Source organism: Ignavibacteriales bacterium (assembly GCA_016214905.1).
Taxonomy (GTDB): domain Bacteria; phylum Bacteroidota; class Ignavibacteria; order UBA10030; family SZUA-254; genus PNNN01.
Window position 1 is genome coordinate 1,113,025 of sequence record JACRMQ010000007.1, and the last position, 18,595, is coordinate 1,131,619.

18 protein-coding genes are annotated in these 18,595 nt (G+C 41.1%); 17 read left to right on the forward strand and 1 reads right to left on the reverse strand.

Annotated features, from left to right (window positions below):
- The first annotated feature begins 20 nt into the window (after window positions 1-20).
- From HZB59_11815 to HZB59_11875, 13 genes are all read left to right on the forward strand, one after another.
- Window positions 21-560: an NUDIX hydrolase gene (locus tag HZB59_11815; GenBank protein MBI5022112.1), complete on the forward strand. Its 540-nt coding sequence runs from the start codon at window positions 21-23 to the stop codon at window positions 558-560.
- Entirely contained in the window at window positions 557-1,822 is a 1,266-nt protein-coding gene (locus HZB59_11820) for a DUF1343 domain-containing protein (protein ID MBI5022113.1), read from the forward strand. The genes HZB59_11815 and HZB59_11820 overlap by 4 nt, the downstream gene beginning before the upstream one ends.
- A gap of 78 nt (window positions 1,823-1,900) precedes the next feature.
- Window positions 1,901-2,809 (forward strand): M23 family metallopeptidase, encoded by a 909-nt coding sequence (locus HZB59_11825; GenBank protein MBI5022114.1) that lies wholly within the window; start codon window positions 1,901-1,903, stop codon window positions 2,807-2,809.
- A 12-nt stretch (window positions 2,810-2,821) separates the two neighbouring features.
- A complete protein-coding gene (locus HZB59_11830; protein MBI5022115.1) occupies window positions 2,822-3,214 on the forward strand; it encodes a polymer-forming cytoskeletal protein in 393 nt (130 codons plus the stop codon).
- A gap of 13 nt (window positions 3,215-3,227) precedes the next feature.
- Complete coding sequence (locus tag HZB59_11835) at window positions 3,228-3,488, forward strand: AtpZ/AtpI family protein (protein ID MBI5022116.1); 261 nt, start codon at window positions 3,228-3,230, stop codon at window positions 3,486-3,488.
- A 3-nt stretch (window positions 3,489-3,491) separates the two neighbouring features.
- Window positions 3,492-3,881: a hypothetical protein gene (locus HZB59_11840; protein ID MBI5022117.1), complete on the forward strand. Its 390-nt coding sequence runs from the start codon at window positions 3,492-3,494 to the stop codon at window positions 3,879-3,881.
- Between the two features lie 6 nt (window positions 3,882-3,887).
- Window positions 3,888-4,799 (forward strand): F0F1 ATP synthase subunit A, encoded by a 912-nt coding sequence (gene atpB / locus HZB59_11845; GenBank protein ID MBI5022118.1) that lies wholly within the window; start codon window positions 3,888-3,890, stop codon window positions 4,797-4,799.
- Window positions 4,800-4,845: 46 nt separating this feature from the next.
- Window positions 4,846-5,073 (forward strand): ATP synthase F0 subunit C, encoded by a 228-nt coding sequence (locus tag HZB59_11850; protein ID MBI5022119.1) that lies wholly within the window; start codon window positions 4,846-4,848, stop codon window positions 5,071-5,073.
- Between the two features lie 12 nt (window positions 5,074-5,085).
- Entirely contained in the window at window positions 5,086-5,571 is a 486-nt protein-coding gene (atpF, locus tag HZB59_11855; protein ID MBI5022120.1) for a F0F1 ATP synthase subunit B, read from the forward strand.
- A gap of 2 nt (window positions 5,572-5,573) precedes the next feature.
- On the forward strand, window positions 5,574-6,119 hold the full coding sequence (gene atpH, locus HZB59_11860; protein ID MBI5022121.1) for an ATP synthase F1 subunit delta: 546 nt from the start codon (window positions 5,574-5,576) through the stop codon (window positions 6,117-6,119).
- Between the two features lie 26 nt (window positions 6,120-6,145).
- Entirely contained in the window at window positions 6,146-7,693 is a 1,548-nt protein-coding gene (locus tag HZB59_11865; GenBank protein ID MBI5022122.1) for a F0F1 ATP synthase subunit alpha, read from the forward strand.
- Between the two features lie 3 nt (window positions 7,694-7,696).
- Window positions 7,697-8,602 (forward strand): ATP synthase F1 subunit gamma, encoded by a 906-nt coding sequence (atpG, locus tag HZB59_11870; GenBank protein MBI5022123.1) that lies wholly within the window; start codon window positions 7,697-7,699, stop codon window positions 8,600-8,602.
- A 93-nt stretch (window positions 8,603-8,695) separates the two neighbouring features.
- Complete coding sequence (locus HZB59_11875; GenBank protein MBI5022124.1) at window positions 8,696-11,116, forward strand: hypothetical protein; 2,421 nt, start codon at window positions 8,696-8,698, stop codon at window positions 11,114-11,116.
- 203 nt (window positions 11,117-11,319) lie between these two features.
- Here HZB59_11875 and HZB59_11880 read toward each other — a convergent pair whose 3' ends face one another.
- Window positions 11,320-12,567 carry an acetate kinase gene (locus HZB59_11880; GenBank protein MBI5022125.1) on the reverse strand — a complete coding sequence of 416 codons (1,248 nt, stop codon included), beginning with the start codon at window positions 12,565-12,567 and terminating at the stop codon, window positions 11,320-11,322.
- A 155-nt stretch (window positions 12,568-12,722) separates the two neighbouring features.
- On the opposite strand from HZB59_11880, the gene HZB59_11885 reads away from it, so the two are divergent.
- From HZB59_11885 to HZB59_11900, 4 genes are all read left to right on the forward strand, one after another.
- On the forward strand, window positions 12,723-12,938 hold the full coding sequence (locus HZB59_11885) for a PspC domain-containing protein (protein MBI5022126.1): 216 nt from the start codon (window positions 12,723-12,725) through the stop codon (window positions 12,936-12,938).
- 160 nt (window positions 12,939-13,098) lie between these two features.
- Window positions 13,099-14,529, forward strand: coding sequence for a peptidase M64 (locus HZB59_11890; GenBank protein MBI5022127.1), 1,431 nt, complete (start codon window positions 13,099-13,101; stop codon window positions 14,527-14,529).
- A 49-nt stretch (window positions 14,530-14,578) separates the two neighbouring features.
- A complete protein-coding gene (locus HZB59_11895) occupies window positions 14,579-16,351 on the forward strand; it encodes a peptidase M14 (GenBank protein ID MBI5022128.1) in 1,773 nt (590 codons plus the stop codon).
- Window positions 16,276-18,510 carry a T9SS type A sorting domain-containing protein gene (locus HZB59_11900; GenBank protein MBI5022129.1) on the forward strand — a complete coding sequence of 745 codons (2,235 nt, stop codon included), beginning with the start codon at window positions 16,276-16,278 and terminating at the stop codon, window positions 18,508-18,510. The genes HZB59_11895 and HZB59_11900 overlap by 76 nt, the downstream gene beginning before the upstream one ends.
- Window positions 18,511-18,595 lie beyond the last annotated feature (85 nt).

Here is an 18,595-nt window from a genome sequence, read left to right on the forward strand (position 1 = left end):
CTATAGTGTAAACCAATTACATGTCTCTACACGAGTGGAAAAAGAAACGTCAGATATCCGAGACGAAAAATCGATGGTGGAGTTATCGTAAGGATGAGGTAATACTTCCATCGGGTAAAGAAGGTGAGTATCATTTCGTCCACACAAACGGATCGAGTATGGTAATACCGGTACTCGATGATGGTAAGCTCATAGTTGTAAAACAGTATCGCTATCTTGCCGAAAGAGAAAGCATCGAATTTGCGTGCGGCAGCGTGAAAGATGGTTCAACGTACGAAAAGACAGCGATGTTAGAGCTTGCGGAAGAAACCGGTTATGCCGCGGGCGAGCTTTCATTTGGAGGAGAATTTAATCCTTACAACGGCGTAACAGATGAGATGTGCAAAATTTACATCGCGCGCAAATTAACTCCTGTAACATCAGTTCCTGATGAAACCGAAGAGTTTGAAAAGATTATTATCTCCCCTCCTGAATTTGAACAAAAAATAGAAACCGGTGAAATCTGGGACGGTATGACATTGGCGGCTTGGATGATTGTGAGAAAGAATTTTTTAAAATGAAGAAATTTAACTTGCGATGCTTCTATTATCACCTGAGTCGAAATCTCCTGCTGGCGTTTTTCTTTTTATTCTTGCTGTCAACATCTTCATTCAGTCAGCGTGTTCGCATCGGCGCTGAAATTTTATTGGAGAAACATCTCGATTCGCTTAAAGACAAGCGCATCGGCATCATCTGTAACCAAACATCGGTATTGCCGAATGGGGCTCATCTCGTCGACACTCTTTTAGCTCTCGGTGTAAATGTAAAGTCGTTGTTTGCACCAGAGCATGGCATACGCGGGGATAAACCTGCAGGCGAAAAATTCTTAACTGATAAGGATAAGCATACGGGTTTAATTATTCATTCGCTTTATGGTGGATCAAAAAAACCGGATGAAAAAATGCTCAGTGAAATCGATTTATTGATTTTCGATATGCAGGATGTGGGTGCGAGGTTTTATACTTATGCAAGCACAATGGGATATTGCATGATCGCGGCGGCGGAAAATAATAAAAAATTTATTGTTCTTGATAGACCAAATCCAATAAACGGAACCGACATTGAAGGACCGCCGTTAGATCTAACGTTAATTTCATTTTTAGGTATGACTCCAATTCCCGTCCGCCACGGATTAACTATCGGTGAGATCGCTAAGATGATGATAGGTGAAGGTTATCTGAATCCGTCATCGGTTGATCTAACGGTTATTCCGATGGAAGGATGGAAGCGCACAATGTGGTTCGATGAAACAGGATTGCCATGGATATCACCATCACCCAATATGAAAACTTTACAAACGGCAACAGTCTATCCCGGGAGTTGTTTATTTGAAGCAACTAATATATCCGAAGGTCGGGGTACATCGAAACCGTTTGAATATATCGGCGCCCCGAAACTAAATAACAATAAAGTTGTGAAGAAACTTAATTCGCTGAAATTACCGGGAGTAAAATTTTCGACAGTTGAATTCACACCACAAGGAGATTCCGTGACCGGATCGAATCCGAAATTTAATAAAAAAATATGTCGGGGAGTATATATCCAAATCATTGATCGGAAAATATTCAAACCTGTTCTAACGGGATTGATGATGATTGATGCAATTCGAAAGCTATATCCGAAATCATTCAACTTAAAGAAAGGTTTATTTGACCGTTTAATGGGTGATGAAATGGTTAGCGATCTTTTGGTGAAGGGGAAGATTGACCGAAATATATTTAAAATTTTTGATGAGCAGATCGGGCAATATCTCGAAATAAGGTCTAAATATCTTATTTATTAAAGATTTTAAAAAAGATTTTTGACATTATGGCAATAATTCGTTATATTTTAACCGTTTTGAAGGTCTAAATCCAGAATAATGGCATCAGAAAATGCTCGAGAAAGAAAGGAAAAACGCAGGTACACGTTTGTAGTAGTGCCTGATGTTAAATCTGAGAAAACACGGACGTTTTCTGTAACCCGATTCGGTTTTATTTCAGTAATTCTCTCAATGATAATTATTTTCGTTGCGGGAATTTTGGCGATAATAATTTATACTCCGATTGGCGCTCAACTCCCAATATCTCAATCGGCGGTTGCAAAGAAGTATAATCGGCAAATGTCGGATGTGCAAAAAAAATTGCAATCGTTATTACGGGAGATGACGATTCTGCGCGGATATAATATCCGACTTAGAAATGTATTAGGAGAAAAGATTAGTACCGAAGATAGCGTACGATTATTGAATCTTCCATCCGATTCAGTTTCCCTTGCAGAAAGATTCCGGCTCGATGCGGAAGACACTTCGTATGTGGCTCCTATGGAACAGGAAAATGCTGTGACGATAAACCAGCAAACACTTGGCGCGGAGTTGATACCGATGAGGAGTGAAGCTAACATAGATGTTACATCGCAATTACCGTTGATGATGCCGGTGAACGGTTATATTGCGCGTGAGTTTGATCCGCTTCAATTACATTACGGAATTGATTTTGCAGGCAGAGCAAAAATGCCTGTTGTGGCGACGGCAAGTGGAACTGTAGTTTTCTCGAATTGGACTAACGAAGATGGTTTTGTAATAATGATTACGCATGAAGGCGGATACCTGAGTGTGTACAAGCATAACTATTCTTTGATAAAAAGAATCGGAGAAAGAGTACGGCGCGGCGAGACGATTGCACTGCTCGGGAATACCGGCGAGCGAAGCAGCGGACCGCATCTGCATTTTGAATTATGGATAAATGGTGTTGTACAAAACCCGGCGAAATATTTATTGAGTATCAACTAAAAAGGAGTGTCTATGGCTCTAAAACCTGAAACTGGTACAGAATTAAACCTGATTGCTGCGGGAACGATGATCGAAGGTAAACTTCGTACTCCGGGCAGTATTCGGATCGACGGTAAAATCGTTGGTGAAGTTAACGCGACACAGAATATCGCTATCGGCAGTACGGGCGATGTTGACGGAAATATCACCGCTAAAAGTATCACTATCGGCGGAAAGATAAAAGGAATTGTAGTTGCGCAGGAAAAATTGGTCTTCGAATCGAAAGCGATCATTAAAGGTGATATCCGCGCCGCTAAGCTCGTCATTGATGAAGGTGCGACGTTCGACGGCAAATGCACGATGAGCGAGGCAAAGCCGATGCCGAACTTAGTTGAGTTGAAGTCAGAGTCGCGCCGGGCTGAATAACGTTCATAGTTTTATGAGCGGACCCGATATCGACCGGGACGAGAATGAAAATTCATCGTACTTCCGGGCGATGAGAAAAGCGGGACCTTTATTCGGTTCCGGGATCCAACTTGCGGCAAGCGTTGTATTGATGTACTTTTTAGGTCGATGGGCAGATGAAGCATTCAACACAAAACCCTGGCTTATGCTTGTTGGAATATTCTTTGGTATAGGAGCCGGGCTTTTTAATTTTATCAAGATTGTCAATCGTCTCGAAAAGAAAAGTAAAAAATAATAAATGAAAATCGATTGGTCGTTTCCCCGCCAAATAGCGATCGCTATCATAATAATATTCATAATCGGCGGGTATCCTTTGTTTACGATGTTGGATGTTGTTACTATCAAAGCAATTTTTTTAGGAATGGCGCTCGCGACATTGAATGTAATTTTAGGTTACGCGGCAATAGAGTATTCTATAGGAAAATCAATGACGACTTTTTTCAAATATGTTATAGGCGGTATGGGATTACGTTTAGTTTTGTTATCTATACTGCTTGTGGTTTTAATAAAAATATTTTCACTTCCCGTTTTAGCCCTTGTCGGTTCAATGGGATTCTTTTATATGATCTTTTTAGTTTTAGAAATACTATACATCCAGAGAAAAATAGAAATTAAACAACAGAATTAAGAATAAGTGAATTTTAACACACCAGATACCGTAACAGTTCAGCAAACACTGCACGATACCGTTCATGCCGCCGCCCAGCACGGAGTTCATGGGGAAGAAGGTGGAAATCTTTTCACCGGCTTGCTTCACCATGTTTATGATTCAAACGAATTGGACCTACCTTTTATCGGAAAGATAGAACTACCGCATTTCGCACCAATTCATATCGGTAGCATGACATTCGACCTATCGCTAACGAAGCATGTAATATTTTTATGGCTTGCGGCATTCCTGTTAATCGTACTTGCCACTGTTGCCGCCCGAAAGAATAAGAAAAATCGCGTACCTAAAGGTTTCGGAAATTTGGTGGAAGTATTTATTCTATTTATTAGAGATGAAGTTGCAATCCCTAATATGGGACACGGTGGAGTCAGATATTTACCATACTTACTAACGACATTTTTCTTCATACTGATCATGAATCTGAGCGGCTTGGTCCCATACGGAGCGACCGCAACAGGAAACATCAGCGTGACGGGCGGGCTGGCTATCATTGCGTTCATCATGATTCAGGTATCGGCAATCAGGGCACAGGGATTAGGTAGCTATCTAAAACATCTTACAGGTGGGGTTCACTGGATGCTCTGGCCTATAATGATTCCAATCGAAGTTTTAGGTTTATTCACGAAACCGTTCGCGCTTATGGTTCGTCTTTTCGCTAACATGATCGGTGGTCACATAGTGATAGTATCTCTAATCGGACTGATATTTATTTTTCAATCTTGGATCATTGCACCGGTCCCGATCATTTTTGTACTCGGGATAAATATGTTGGAGTTGTTCGTCGCATTTTTACAAGCATATATTTTTACAATGTTAACATCGCTCTTCATGGGACTCGGTATGCAAGCGGCTCATGACGAAAGCGAGCATCATTGAACAAAATTTATTATCAATTAACTTAATATTAATACAGGAGAAAAAAATGGAAGCAAACGCATTAGGATATCTTGCAGCAGGAATCGGCGCCGGCATCACGGTGATTGGCGCAGGTTTAGGTATCGGTAAACTTGCAGCAGCAGCAATGGATGCATCTGGACGTCAACCCGAAGTTGCCGGTCAGGTTAGAACATCTATGTTGATTGCCGCAGCTCTTATTGAAGGCGCAACTTTCTTCGCGCTGGCGATCTGCATAATTCTTGCTACAAAATAACGGAAATATTTTATGCTGAACCCGAACCCCGGATTAATAATCTGGACGATTATAACATTCGTGCTTCTTCTGATAATTCTTAAGAAGTTCGCGTGGAAGCCATTGCTCGAAAGCTTGCACAAGAGAGAAGAAACCGTGCGAAGCTCGATAGAGCGTGCAGAAAATGCGAAACAGGAAGCGGAACGATTGCTCGATGAAAATCGCAAGCAACTGGAACGCGCAGAACAAGATGGACGAAGGATCCTTAGTGAAAACCGCGCCCTTGCTGAAAAATTAAAAGAAGAAATAATCGAACAAGCAAACCAGCAATCCCGAAAAATGATCGAAATGGCAAAACAGGAAATCGAGCGCGATAAAGATGCGGCACTTATTTCGCTTCGCGGTGAAGTGGCAAATCTTGCGATTCAGGCAGCTGGGAAAATTCTCGATGAAACATTAGACGAAAATAAACAACGTAAGTTGGTTGATTCGTACCTGAAAGGATTACCTAAAAACTAACGATGAGTAGTTTACGAACAGCGCAGCGTTACGCCAAAGCGATGATCGACATCGGCACCGAAATGAAAAATCTCGACGGCATATTCCGGGATTTTGAATTGTTAGAATCAACCCTCCAAACTTCGCGTGATTTTAAACTTTTTTTGAAGAATCCGGTTTTAAGTTCTGAAAAAAAGAAACGTGTTTTAACCGATCTGTTGAAGGATAAAGTCAGTGAGATGACGATGAAATTTGTCATCATCCTCGTGAGAAAAAATCGCGAAGGAATTCTCGCCGAAATTATTCACGAATTCAATCGGCTTCGCGATGTGAAAATGGGCATATTAAACGTTAATGTTAAAACGGCGATACCTTTTTCAAGCTCTCAGCAAGATCATCTTGTACGGCAACTTGGATCTGTTACCAAGATGAAGGTAAAAGTGAAATATGAAATCGATCAAACGCTCAAAGGCGGATTCAAGGTACAGTATTATGACACTGTTTGGGATGCGAGTGTTCAGCATCAATTAGATCTTCTGCGGAAACGATTCGCGGAAGGAACAATATAATATTATTCTATCAAAAGGAAATTTGAATGGCAGAAGTAAGACCCGATGAAGTTTCGGCAATATTGCGGAAACAACTTTCCGGTTTTGAAAAAGAAGTGGATGTCTACGATGTAGGCACCGTGCTTCAGGTAGGAGACGGAATAGCGCGAGTATACGGACTCACAAAAGTTATGGCGAGTGAACTTGTGGAATTCCCTCACGGTGTATTCGGAATGGTTTTGAACCTGGAAGAAGATAACGTTGGTTGTATCCTCTTCGGCGAAAGTACTATGATCAAAGAAGGCGATACCGTGAAGCGAACCGGACGTGTTGCCTCGATGCAGGTGGGCGAACAAATGCTCGGCAGAGTGATAAATCCTCTGGGACAACCAATCGATGAACGTGGTCCGATCAAAACGGAAAAATATCTTCCCATCGAACGTAAAGCGTTAGGTGTTATTCAACGGCAGCCTGTAAAAGAACCGCTTCAAACAGGCATCAAAGCCGTTGACGCTATGATACCGATAGGCAGGGGACAGCGCGAGTTAATTATCGGCGACAGGCAAACGGGTAAAACAGCAATTGCTATCGATGCGATCATCAATCAGAAATTTTCGCATACCGAAGAAGCAAAACGCCTTGGTGTTAAACCTATGTATTGCATCTACGTTGCGATTGGCCAAAAAGGTTCAACGGTTGCACAGGTTGTTGCGAAGTTGCAGGAAGAAGGAGCAATGGATTATACAACGGTTATTTGCGCGACGGCGAGTGATCCTTCTCCTCTGCAGTTCATCGCGCCATATTCGGGCGCGACATTAGGTGAATTCTTCCGCGACAGCGGCAGGCACGCTCTTGTTATTTACGATGATTTATCGAAACACGCACAAGCATACCGGCAGGTATCGTTATTATTGAGACGACCCCCGGGACGCGAAGCATATCCCGGCGACGTGTTTTATCTGCATTCACGTTTGCTTGAACGCGCATCTAAATTAAGTGATGATTTAGGCGGCGGTAGCTTAACGGCTCTGCCTGTGATCGAAACTCAAGCAGGAGACGTATCGGCATATATTCCAACAAACGTAATCTCGATAACCGATGGTCAGATTTATCTCGAACCGAATTTATTTAACTCGGGTGTGAGGCCTGCTATCAACGTCGGAATTTCTGTTTCCCGCGTCGGTGGTAACGCTCAAATCAAGGCGATGAAGAAAGTAGCCGGAAGATTGCGACTTGATTTGGCGCAGTATCGTGAGTTAGAAGCATTTGCGAAGTTCGGATCGGATCTTGATAAAGCTACCCAACAACAATTGCGCCGCGGTTCCCGGCTTGTAGAATTATTAAAGCAAGGGCAGTTTGTACCGATGACTGTTGAAAAACAAGTGGTTAGCATATTCGCCGGTACGAACGGTTATCTTGATGAAGTGCCACTCGCTCATCTCCAGCGTTTCGAAAAAGAATTTCTTGAGTTTATGGAAATAAAACATCGTGACATTCTGAACAAGATCGCGGAAACAAAAGACCTCACCGATGATGTTCAAAAGAAACTTCATGAAATATTAAAAGAATTTTCATCAGCTTTTAAAATATCCTAAAAGATGGCAACACTGCGCGAGATACGCCGCCGTATAAGCGGCGTGAAGAATACACAGAAAATAACAAAAGCCATGAAGATGGTTGCTGCGGCAAAACTCCGCCGTGCGCAGGAAGCCGTTATTGCCGCGCGTCCTTATGCGCGTAAAATGCAAGAACTTCTTCAGAAATTGAGCAATATATCTGATCCGACCGTTCATCCGCTTTTTGAAAAGAGAGAAGTTGAATCGGTTGCGTTAATTATTGTAACCGCGGATCGCGGATTGTGCGGCGCTTTCAACTCGAACATCATCAGAACCGCCGTACAGCACATTAATAGTAATTATGAAAATCTGCATAAAGCAAATAAAGTAAACCTAATCTGTGTCGGACGCAAAAGCGCCGATTTCTTCGGTAAAAATAATTACAAAATTTCAGGCAAGTATACCGGTATTTACGCTGATTTGAATTTTTCTCATGCTCAAACCATAATAGGAGATGCTACCCGCGGATTTACGGCGGGTGAATATGACAAAGTTGAAATCATTTACAATGAATTCAAATCGATCGCCCAACAACGTATTGTAACTGAACAAATACTTCCCATCCAGCCTCTTCCCGCCACCGATACCTCGACTAAAGCGGGAACCTCAAATCCGAAATCTGTACTCAATTATATTTTCGAACCGTCGAGTGATGCGATTATATTATCGCTTATCCCAAAGCATTTGAATTTTCAAATCTGGCATGCTTTATTAGAATCGAACGCGGCTGAGCAGGGTGCGCGTATGGCGGCAATGGATAACGCAACATCGAACGCGACCGATATGATAAAAGCGCTCCAATTATCTTACAATAAAGCCAGGCAATCATCTATCACGAAGGAATTGTTGGAAATCGTCAGCGGTGCGGAAGCGCTAAAAGCCAGTTAACATTGGTTGAAAATAGACCTTGTTTGGTTTTCTACTTTATCATTGTTAAATTGGTGGTAACAACAATCCAAACTAATTATCCATTGAGATAGTATGAAAACCCGCATTTTTAGTCTTGCCATTTTTTGCATCGTATTTCTTGCACCGATTTTCTCTCAGGATGAAAAAATTCCTTTAGAGAAAAAAGATTTATTCTTTATGGAAAAGAGTAGGTATCAGAAAATCTTTTCCGGTGAACCTACAAAAACTATGTCAACCTCAGCAATCGATGTCACTTATTATGGGTTAGATTTAACAATTACAACTTCACCTCAGTATCTGCGCGGAAAAGTTACAATGAATTCTGTTTGCAGGCAAAACGGATTATCAGTCATTTCACTCGATCTGATGAATACACTGACTGTTGATTCTGTTTTTGTCGGTGGGATTAAAACATCGCGCATACAATATCCGTCATTTTTTAATATTACTTTAGACCGGACTTATAATATCGGGGAGATGATAAATGTGGATATTTATTATCAAGGTGTACCGGGAAGCAGTGGATTCGGGAGCTTCGAGTTCTCTTCTCACTCAACAGTTCCGTGGGTTTGGACTTTAAGTGAACCATACGGCGCCAAAGATTGGTGGCCCTGCAACGATCATCCGAGCGATAAGGCAGATTCGGCAGATATTATTGTTACAACGGATCTCTCTTATAAAGTCGGTTCGAACGGTAAACTTCTTTCCGTGATCAATAATGGGAACGGTACCGCTACCCATCATTGGAAAACTAATTATCCGGTATCATCATATTTAATTGCCATCGCTCTTACCAACTATTCTCAATTTTCTAACTGGTTTAAATACACACCTACCGATTCAATGGAAGTGCTAAATTATGTTTTGCCTGAAAATCTTTCTTCGGCGATGAGCGGATTACCTGTCGCAGTTACGGGATTGCAGATTTTTTCGGATATGTTTGGATTGTATCCATTCATCAGCGAAAAATATGGGCATGCACAATTTGGATGGGGTGGAGGCATGGAACATCAAACCATGACGTACCTGGGTGGGTTCAGTGAAGGTCTTGTGATTCACGAATTAGCCCACCAGTGGTTCGGCGATATGATAACTTGCAGAACATGGCCAGACCTGTGGCTTAACGAGGGCTTTGCGACTTACTGCGAGGCGCTATACAATGAAAAGAAATACGGATTCGCATCTTATCAAAGTACGATGAACAGCGAAATGAACAGTGCAAAATCAACAAATGCCGCGTTGTACCTTGCTGACACAGGAAGCGTTGGAAGCATGTTCGGATATAGTTTGGTTTATGCAAAAGGAGCAACTGTATTGCATATGTTGCGACACGTAGTAGGTGATAGCGCTTTCTTCCGCGCGATGTATAACTATTCCAACGATCCAAGATTTAAATATGGCACTGCATCGACCCCGGATTTTAAAAGTATTATCGAAACTGAATCGGGCATGGATCTGAGTTATTTTTTCAACGAATGGATTTACAAAACAAGATATCCGCGCTATAGCTACGGATGGACATCGCAGCCATCAGCCGGCGGATATAAAGTTACTCTTGGCGTTACTCAAACCACCGGTACTACCAATCCTGTTTACTTCACGATGCCGATAGATATTAAAGTTTACGCTGCCGGATGGGATACGACAGTTGTAGTTTTCAATAACATCCAAACACAAACATTCGAATTCGATATCTCTCATCAACCGACATCTTTGCAATTCGATCCGATGAACTGGATATTGAAGACGAAAGATTCCTTAAAAACTTTTACCGTTTCACCGATATCCAAAAATTTTCAAAAAGTGTTAGTCAATTTCAATAAGCTCGATAGCGTAATAGTTTATAATACAGGATTGACGATGTTGGATATAAATTCAGTTCTTTCCGATAATCCTGATTATTCGGTATTTCCCACAACTGTTTCGATTTCCCCCGGGGCGAATCAAAAATTTTATATTACTTTTACACCCTCGGCAACCGGAGTGCGAACAGGGAAATTATATTTTTATCATAACGCTCCAACATCCCCCGATCAGATAACTGTAAGCGGTACCGGATATGAGGCATCTTTAAAAGTCAGTAAGGGATGGAATATAGTATCAATTCCGATGAATGCCGCTGATACCCGCCATGAAATTCTTTTTCCATCGGCTTATGGTCCCGCGTTTATGTACAACGGCATTTCAGGGTACACGGCAAAAGATACATTGATTCCCGGAATAGGATACTGGCTAAAATTTCCAGATACCGCTACTGTATTTCAACAGGGCTTTCCACCCGTTGTTGATACCATCGATGTTTATGAAGGATGGAATCTTGTAGGAACCACGCTCAATACAATCTGTGTTGCGGATGTAGCAGTAACACCTGAAGGTATTTTAGCATCACCATATTTTGGTTTCGCAGGTTCATATTTCATCGCCGATAGTTTATATGCCGGTAAAGGATATTGGGTGAAAGCAAATCAGGTGGGGAAAATTGTTTTGAAATAAAATACTGACAGCTACTTAAAAGCAAGATACCAACACGAGAATCGATATGAGATTTAAGTTGTGAGTTAAGAGTTGTGAGTCCTTCGACTCACTTCGCTCACTCCGCATTTAATTTTTTATATTTTAGGATAATGACTCATTCGCTACTGGTTGAGCATTTATCCTTTTTTAATTTTAACTTTTTAATTTTTAATTATTAGGGGTCACCATCTTCTTGGCACATTCTTCACCGTCCGTACTGTATCACGAGCAATAAGCAATTCTTCGTTAGTTGGAATTACAAACGCTTTCAGCTTCGATTTTGGATTCGAGATATCTCCTTCTTTACCGCCAACCATCGAATCGTTTTTCTCCTTGTCAATATTCAGACCTAGGAATTCCAAACCGCTGCAAATACGCTGACGGATGATTGCGCTGTTTTCTCCGATTCCACCTGTGAAGATAATTGATTCGGCACCACCCATTTCCACTAGATAAGCGCCGATATATTTTTTTACTCTTTGAACAAATATCTCTATAGCTAAATGCGCACGCCTGTCGTTATTTTCCTGCTCTTCCGCGATGAGGTCGCGCATATCATTTGTCAATCCCGACAAACCGAGCAACCCCGATTGTTTGTTGAGCATTGTATCGATCTCGCGCACAGTCATGCCTTCTTTGTTTCGGATAAATTCTATGATAGACGGATCCAGATCACCACCCCGTGTTCCCATTACAAGTCCTTCTAGCGGAGTGAAGCCCATCGACGTATCGAACGACTCACCGTTTTTAATGGCGCAAGCCGAGCACCCGTTGCCGAGATGAATTGTTATTACATTTGTATCTTCTAATTTTTTACCGACAATAGTTCGGTATCGGTATGAAACGTATCGGTGCGATGTTCCGTGAAAACCGTATCTGCGAATTTTATGTCTACGGTATAACTGATATGGTATCGCATAGAGATATGAAGATTCAGGCATAGTGGAATGGAACGATGTATCGAAAACCGCGACCTGCGGTGTGTTCGAGCCCATGATCTCTCTCGCTCCCTGGATGCCTCTGAGATTTGCCGGGTTGTGTAACGGCGCAAGCTCGATGTTATCCTCTATTTCGCTTATAACATCATCGTTTATCAATACCGACATTGTGAATCGTTCGCCGCCATGCACAACACGGTGGCCAACGGCATGTATATCCGCGAGTGATTTTATATTTTTTATTTTTGATTCGGGAGAGGTGATCCATTTAATAATCCAATCGATACCTGCCCGGTGGTCGCGCAGAGGTTCAGCGGATTTTATTTTGGGAAGTCCCTCTACCTGCACGTTGATGAGGGCTTGCCCGATTACGCGTTCAAGCACACCGCCTGCAAGTCGTTTATCCGCATTTTTTTCTATAAGATCGATATCCGTTTCAATAAGTTGGAATTTGACTGATGATGAGCCGCAATTTAAGACGAGTATATTCATATTAGTATTTCTTTTATAAGGGAGTTTGAGAGTTGATAATCTGAAATTATTTTCATTTTCAATCGATAATAAGATACAAAATTTTCTAAAACAATGCGATTTGAATATAGTAAGATTGTTATTATATTATTGTGATCAATTTTGCATAACCAGCCATGAAAAAACTTTATCGTTCCGTTACAAATAGAAAAATAGCCGGTGTTTGCGGCGGTTTAGGGGAGATGCTTGATGCCGATCCGACATTGGTTCGACTTGCAACAGTTGTAATAGCTCTTGCAACAGGCTTGCTTCCTTTTTTAATCGGATACATAATCGCTTGGTGGATCGTTCCGGAAGGTTCTCAATCTTCGGGCAATCCGGAATGGAAATAAAAGCGGCTTGAAAACATTTCTCAAAATTATTTTTTTCCCCATCTGGTTTCCGATTAAGATTCTTTGGTTTTTCTCCAAGGTTGTTGCTTTCACTGTAATTGTTGCTGTAATAATTATCCTTATCTATATTTTTATTCATTTCTTTTAAAGGAGTTCACACATGAATATCCGCAAACTATTATTTATCGCATTTTCATTAATATTGATTGTTAGTATTAATCTGTTCGCTCAATCTTTCGATAATTATTTTATCGATAAGACGATGCGGATAGATTATTATCATACGGGCACCAAAGGAACAGAATCAATATCGTTAGACAAGGTCTTCCCGGAAGGGAAATGGGCAGGCAGCATGAATAATCTTGTTGATATCTTGAACTTAGGTGATTACCATGTAAGGATATTCGATCTCGGTTCGACCTCGCTTATTTATTCGCGCGGCTATTCATCGATGTTCCAGGAATGGCAAACGACGGACGAAGCTCTTGCCGGAATATTCAGAACTTTTCATGAATCGGTCCGCATCCCTTATCCAAAAAATAAAATTCAAGTTGTAATATGTCGTCGAGACAAGAATATGAATTTCCACGAAATATTTTCAACCATAATCGATCCGAACGATCCGACTCAAGTAAATATTGAGGTAAAACCGAAGCCATTCAAAGTAACATCGTTAATGGAAAGTGGTAATTCTCATGAGAAAGTTGATATCGTTATTGTCGGAGACGGTTATCGCAGGGAAGATCTTGAAAAATTCAGAAAAGATGCGAAGCATTTTAATGAAATAATGTTCTCAACAACTCCGTTCAAGGAAAGAAAGTCTGATTTTAATGTCTGGACTGTTGAAGTTATCTCGCCTGATTCCGGTATAGATAAACCGGATAAAAATATTTGGAAGAATACAGTTCTTGGAACAATGTATAACACATTCGGTTCTGCACGTTATGTTCTCACGGAAGAAAATGAAGTTCTTAGAGATATCTGCGGTAACGCTTCTTATGATTTTATAACAATATTGGTCAATGACAATCGCTATGGTGGAGGAGGTATCTACAATCTTTACACAACAACCTATACACGCGGTGATGCAGAGGGGATGGATTGGCAGATGGATTATGTTTATGTGCATGAGTTTGGTCATTCATTCGGAGGGCTTGGTGATGAATATTATAGTTCGCAGACATCGTATAATGACATGTACCAAAAAAATGTTGAACCGTGGGAACCGAATCTCACAGCGCTGAACGATAAGAAAAATCTGAAGTGGAAAAACTTAATTGATAAAGATACACCTCTTCCAACGCCTTGGGAGAAAGATCAGTATGATAGTTTGGGAAGAGTTCGCGGTAAACTCGACCGGCTTGCTCCCGATTATTACGAAAAACGAAAACCGCTGTATGAAGCTGAGCAAAAAATATTGAAAGAAACAAAATTTGCAAATAAGGTCGGCGCTTTTGAGGGGGCTGGTTATATGTCGAAGGGAATGTATCGTCCTGCATCCGATTGCCGTATGTTTACTCTTAGTTTGGTGGGATTCGATCCGGTTTGTACCTCGGCAATTAACCGAGTAATCGATTTTTATTCTAAGTAATCTTAAAATATAAACATCCGAAATCAACAATCCGCAATACGAAATCATCATGAAAATAATTATCTATCTTTTTATATTGCTATTTTTGCTCTCAGTAGCAATATCACAATCGATTCGCGAGCAATGGCTCACATATTATGAACAGAGCGGATTCAAAAAAACTCCGCGATACGATGAGACGATCGCTTTTTGCCGCCGACTCGAACAAGCATCACCGTGGATAAAAGTAAAATCATTTGGAAAAAGCGCGGAAGGCAGAGACCTTTATTTAGTGGTCGCTTCAAAAGATAAAGCATTCGATCCCCAGAGAGCTCATCAAAAAGATAAAGCTATTCTTCTTTTGCAGAACGGAATACACGCCGGTGAAATAGACGGGAAAGATGCTTGTCTAATGCTTCTACGAGATATCGCCATCACTAAAACAAAAGAATCGTTACTTGATCATGTTATATTACTCATCATACCTGTTTACAATGTCGACGGTCATGAACGAATGAGTCAATTCAACAGGATCAATCAGAACGGACCCGAGAAAATGGGATGGCGTGTAACCGGACAAAATTTGAACCTGAACCGCGACTATATAAAAGCAGACGCACCTGAGACGCAGGCATGGTTGAAAATGTTTAATGAATGGCTTCCCGATTTCTTTATCGACGCGCACGTAACAGATGGAGCGGATTACCAGCATCTTGTAACTTACGGAATAGAGAGACATCAAAATCTCGCCGATCCGATTCGCAAGTGGGTTCACGATAAATACCTCCCTATGATTTCAACATTAAAAACAAACGGAATACCGGTTGCGCCATATATCTCTCTGCGCGATCATGAAGATCCGTTGAAAGGTTTGCAAAGCGGGGTTGCACCACCGCGGTTATCCACCCCGTATATTGCTTTGCAAAACAGACCCGCGCTGCTAATAGAAACACACATGATGAAAGATTACAAATCGCGGGTGGAAGGGACCTATCAAACAATTGTAGCGACAATGGAATTGATGAATAAAGAATATAAATCATTGCACCAAGCCGCACTCGCTACCGATCTTTTAACGATGACAAAACTTGACCAATCCTTACCGCTGAGATTTGAGACAACCGATACACCTAATGGGATATTTCACTATCTCGGTTTCAAACAAACTAATCAACCGAGCGAAATATCGGGCGGCACCTGGACTGTTTACACGAAAGAACCATTTGAAGCCGATATCCCGGTTTACGACAGTGTTCGAATTTCAAAATCAATTGATCCGCCAAAAGCGTATTTGATTCCCGCGCAATGGCTGGAAGTGATTAAACGCCTCACTCTGCATGGTATCAAAGTGCAGCGCTTATCTAAGCCGGTTGAACTTGATGTTGAGATGTATAAATTTTCCAATGCAAAATGGCAACAGACACCGTACGAAGGAAGGCATTCGGTGTCGTATAACTCAGAAAAATTTTCCACTAAACGGATATTTCCCGAAGGAACGGCAGTTGTATTGCTGAACCAGCGGGCTTCACGCGTAGCAGTATTCGCATTGGAACCGGAATCTCCCGACGCGTTTGTGGCGTGGGGATTTTTTGACGCAATCTTCGAGCAGAAAGAATATGCCGAAGATTATGTTATGGAACCTCTTGCACGGGATATGCTCTCGAGAGATGTGGAATTGAAATCAGAATTCGATAATAAATTAAAAACAGATTCAACATTTGCGAAGAATCCATTCGCGAGATTGAACTTCTTCTATCAACATTCTCCATGGTGGGACAACAATGTCAATCTTTATCCTGTTGCCCGATATGTTCAAAATGGCACTCTTCCCTTAAAAGATTAAAATTTAGAAAGATTCCAACAGACATGAAGCTTAAAATTTTATTTTATTTTAAAATTATTTTCTTATTGTTCATTCCCAATTTGCTTCTAACCCAGCAAGTAAAGTGGTTGGATATAAGCGGAATTCAAGGATGTTATATACTTGCCGAAGGTGCCGAAGGAAAATTATTCGCCGTAAGCGAGCCCGCTGTATATTATTCAACGGATGCGGGTGCGAACTGGGCGCAGACATCGTTGAATCTCGGTTCAATGATCGATTTTAAAGCGAGAGGCAACCATGCATTAATTACCCGCTATATTTCAAATCAAATTGAAAGAAACAGAATCGAATATTCATCCGATAACGGTGTTACATGGAAGTTGATATTCGGTAATCGCACTGCAATGTCTTATGTCGAAAATATGCTGTCTGATGCAGGAGATGTTTATGCTTTCACAAGTCAAGGAGGAATAAAATTAGTGCACTATAACGGTGTTAAATGGGATACAACATACAGCATTGATTTGAGTTCTTATTATTACACTACTTTATCACTGATTGATAAATCAAATGTAATGTATATCGTTTGTCGTGGACAAGCATCGAGAGATCTTCTGATTTCAACAAATCGAGGAATTTCATGGCGTAAAACTTTCGAGTATCCCAATGTTGATGTTTTAGGATTGGGAAAAGATGGATGCGTCCTTGTGGGGAAATCGGTGGTTGGCACGACTCAGGAAGGATTCGTTTATCGCACAACCGATGGCGGGAACAGTTGGAATTATTTAGGATTGAACGACCATTATATTTACTCTCTGACAGCAGATAAAAATGGGATTGTGTGTGCATCAACGGAAGCAGGTATTTTTCGTAATATTCCCGGTACAACCGGTTGGGATTATATTGGACCATCCGGCGAATCGTACGATGTTATTATGATTTCGGAAAAAAATGATTTGCTGGCATCAGCGGGTATTTGCAGATCGGTGCAGTGCAATCCTCATACAAGCAACATCACGCCAATATATAAATCCGTAGACAACGGTATTTTTTGGTCGCCAAGCGGCCCGCGCAAACAAGATTTATTTTGCCTTGCTAATACTAATTCAGGAATTCTTCTTGCCGGTACACTCGGGAATAGAATATTCCGGACAGAAAGCGGCGGCTTTAGCTGGACTCAATTGCCCCCCGGCTTAACAGGAGATTATGTTTATACGCTATTAAACGACGACGAAAATATTTATGCAGGAACGGATAAAGGATTGTATATCTCTACAGATGATGGAAACAACTGGAAAAATATAACAGGTCATAAATTCAGCGGCTCGGTTTATTCTGTTCTTAAAAATCAAACGGGGAAATTATTTATAGGGACAAATTTCGGAATCTATACATCTTCCGATAACGGAATATCCTGGATTGAAAATAATTTATTCAACATGCCAATACTTTTTATGGCGAAGGGAAATAATAATTCTTTATTTGCCGTAACGGATAAAGGCGCGTTACACTCATCAAGCGATGACGGTATCACTTGGAATTACACGGGTCTAACACGGGAAGACATCCAAACGATTGAAACGAACAAAGCAGGTGATATATTTTTAGGAGTATATGGGAATGTGCTCCGTTCCACAAACGGCGGTGCGAATTGGACTAGCAGCTATGTCGGTAATTCATATGTCTACTCAATCGCGTTCAACGAAGCTCAGGACGTTTTTGCCGGGACATATAACGGCATCTACCAATCGCGTAACGGGGGATTAAATTGGACTTTCATCGGATTGAACTCCGGAATTGTTCTCGATATGATATTCGATTCTCAGCAAAATATTATAGCTGGATTATACCAGAATGCGGTGTACCGAAGCGAGCAACCTCTTCTGGATGTGCGTGTCGTTTCGAATGAAATTCCTTTATCGACAAAATTATTCTCCAACTACCCGAACCCGTTCAATCCGGCTACCAATATTCAATTTTCAATTGCAAATTCTCAATTGACAATTCTGAAAGTGTTTGACATGCTGGGCAGAGAAGTGGCAACGCTTGTAAATGAGATGAAACAACCGGGTGTGTATAGTGTAACCTGGGATGCTTCGCAATATTCGAGTGGTATTTATTACTATCGACTTCAAGCAGGCAATTTTGTCGAAACTAAGAAATTAATTTTGATGAAATAATTCCAACAAAAAAACTTGTTTTATTGAAATAGTATTGAACGTACCTTTTTGAACATCGAGCATCGAACATCGAAAATCAACCATC

What these genes read in the sequence shown, in the direction of transcription:
- HZB59_11865 (MBI5022122.1), top strand. Translation starts at nt 6,146, where the DNA reads ATGGCAGAAGTAAGACCCGATGAAGTTTCGGCAATATTGCGGAAACAA.
- HZB59_11895 (MBI5022128.1), top strand. Translation starts at nt 14,579, where the DNA reads ATGAAAATAATTATCTATCTTTTTATATTGCTATTTTTGCTCTCAGTA.
- HZB59_11825 (MBI5022114.1), top strand. Translation starts at nt 1,901, where the DNA reads ATGGCATCAGAAAATGCTCGAGAAAGAAAGGAAAAACGCAGGTACACG.
- HZB59_11815 (MBI5022112.1), top strand. Translation starts at nt 21, where the DNA reads ATGTCTCTACACGAGTGGAAAAAGAAACGTCAGATATCCGAGACGAAA.
- atpF (MBI5022120.1), top strand. Translation starts at nt 5,086, where the DNA reads ATGCTGAACCCGAACCCCGGATTAATAATCTGGACGATTATAACATTC.
- HZB59_11880 (MBI5022125.1), bottom strand. Translation starts at nt 12,567, where the DNA reads ATGAATATACTCGTCTTAAATTGCGGCTCATCATCAGTCAAATTCCAA.
- HZB59_11875 (MBI5022124.1), top strand. Translation starts at nt 8,696, where the DNA reads ATGAAAACCCGCATTTTTAGTCTTGCCATTTTTTGCATCGTATTTCTT.
- atpH (MBI5022121.1), top strand. Translation starts at nt 5,574, where the DNA reads ATGAGTAGTTTACGAACAGCGCAGCGTTACGCCAAAGCGATGATCGAC.
- HZB59_11885 (MBI5022126.1), top strand. Translation starts at nt 12,723, where the DNA reads ATGAAAAAACTTTATCGTTCCGTTACAAATAGAAAAATAGCCGGTGTT.
- HZB59_11835 (MBI5022116.1), top strand. Translation starts at nt 3,228, where the DNA reads ATGAGCGGACCCGATATCGACCGGGACGAGAATGAAAATTCATCGTAC.
- HZB59_11900 (MBI5022129.1), top strand. Translation starts at nt 16,276, where the DNA reads ATGGTGGGACAACAATGTCAATCTTTATCCTGTTGCCCGATATGTTCA.
- HZB59_11830 (MBI5022115.1), top strand. Translation starts at nt 2,822, where the DNA reads ATGGCTCTAAAACCTGAAACTGGTACAGAATTAAACCTGATTGCTGCG.
- atpG (MBI5022123.1), top strand. Translation starts at nt 7,697, where the DNA reads ATGGCAACACTGCGCGAGATACGCCGCCGTATAAGCGGCGTGAAGAAT.
- HZB59_11890 (MBI5022127.1), top strand. Translation starts at nt 13,099, where the DNA reads ATGAATATCCGCAAACTATTATTTATCGCATTTTCATTAATATTGATT.
- HZB59_11820 (MBI5022113.1), top strand. Translation starts at nt 557, where the DNA reads ATGAAGAAATTTAACTTGCGATGCTTCTATTATCACCTGAGTCGAAAT.
- HZB59_11850 (MBI5022119.1), top strand. Translation starts at nt 4,846, where the DNA reads ATGGAAGCAAACGCATTAGGATATCTTGCAGCAGGAATCGGCGCCGGC.
- HZB59_11840 (MBI5022117.1), top strand. Translation starts at nt 3,492, where the DNA reads ATGAAAATCGATTGGTCGTTTCCCCGCCAAATAGCGATCGCTATCATA.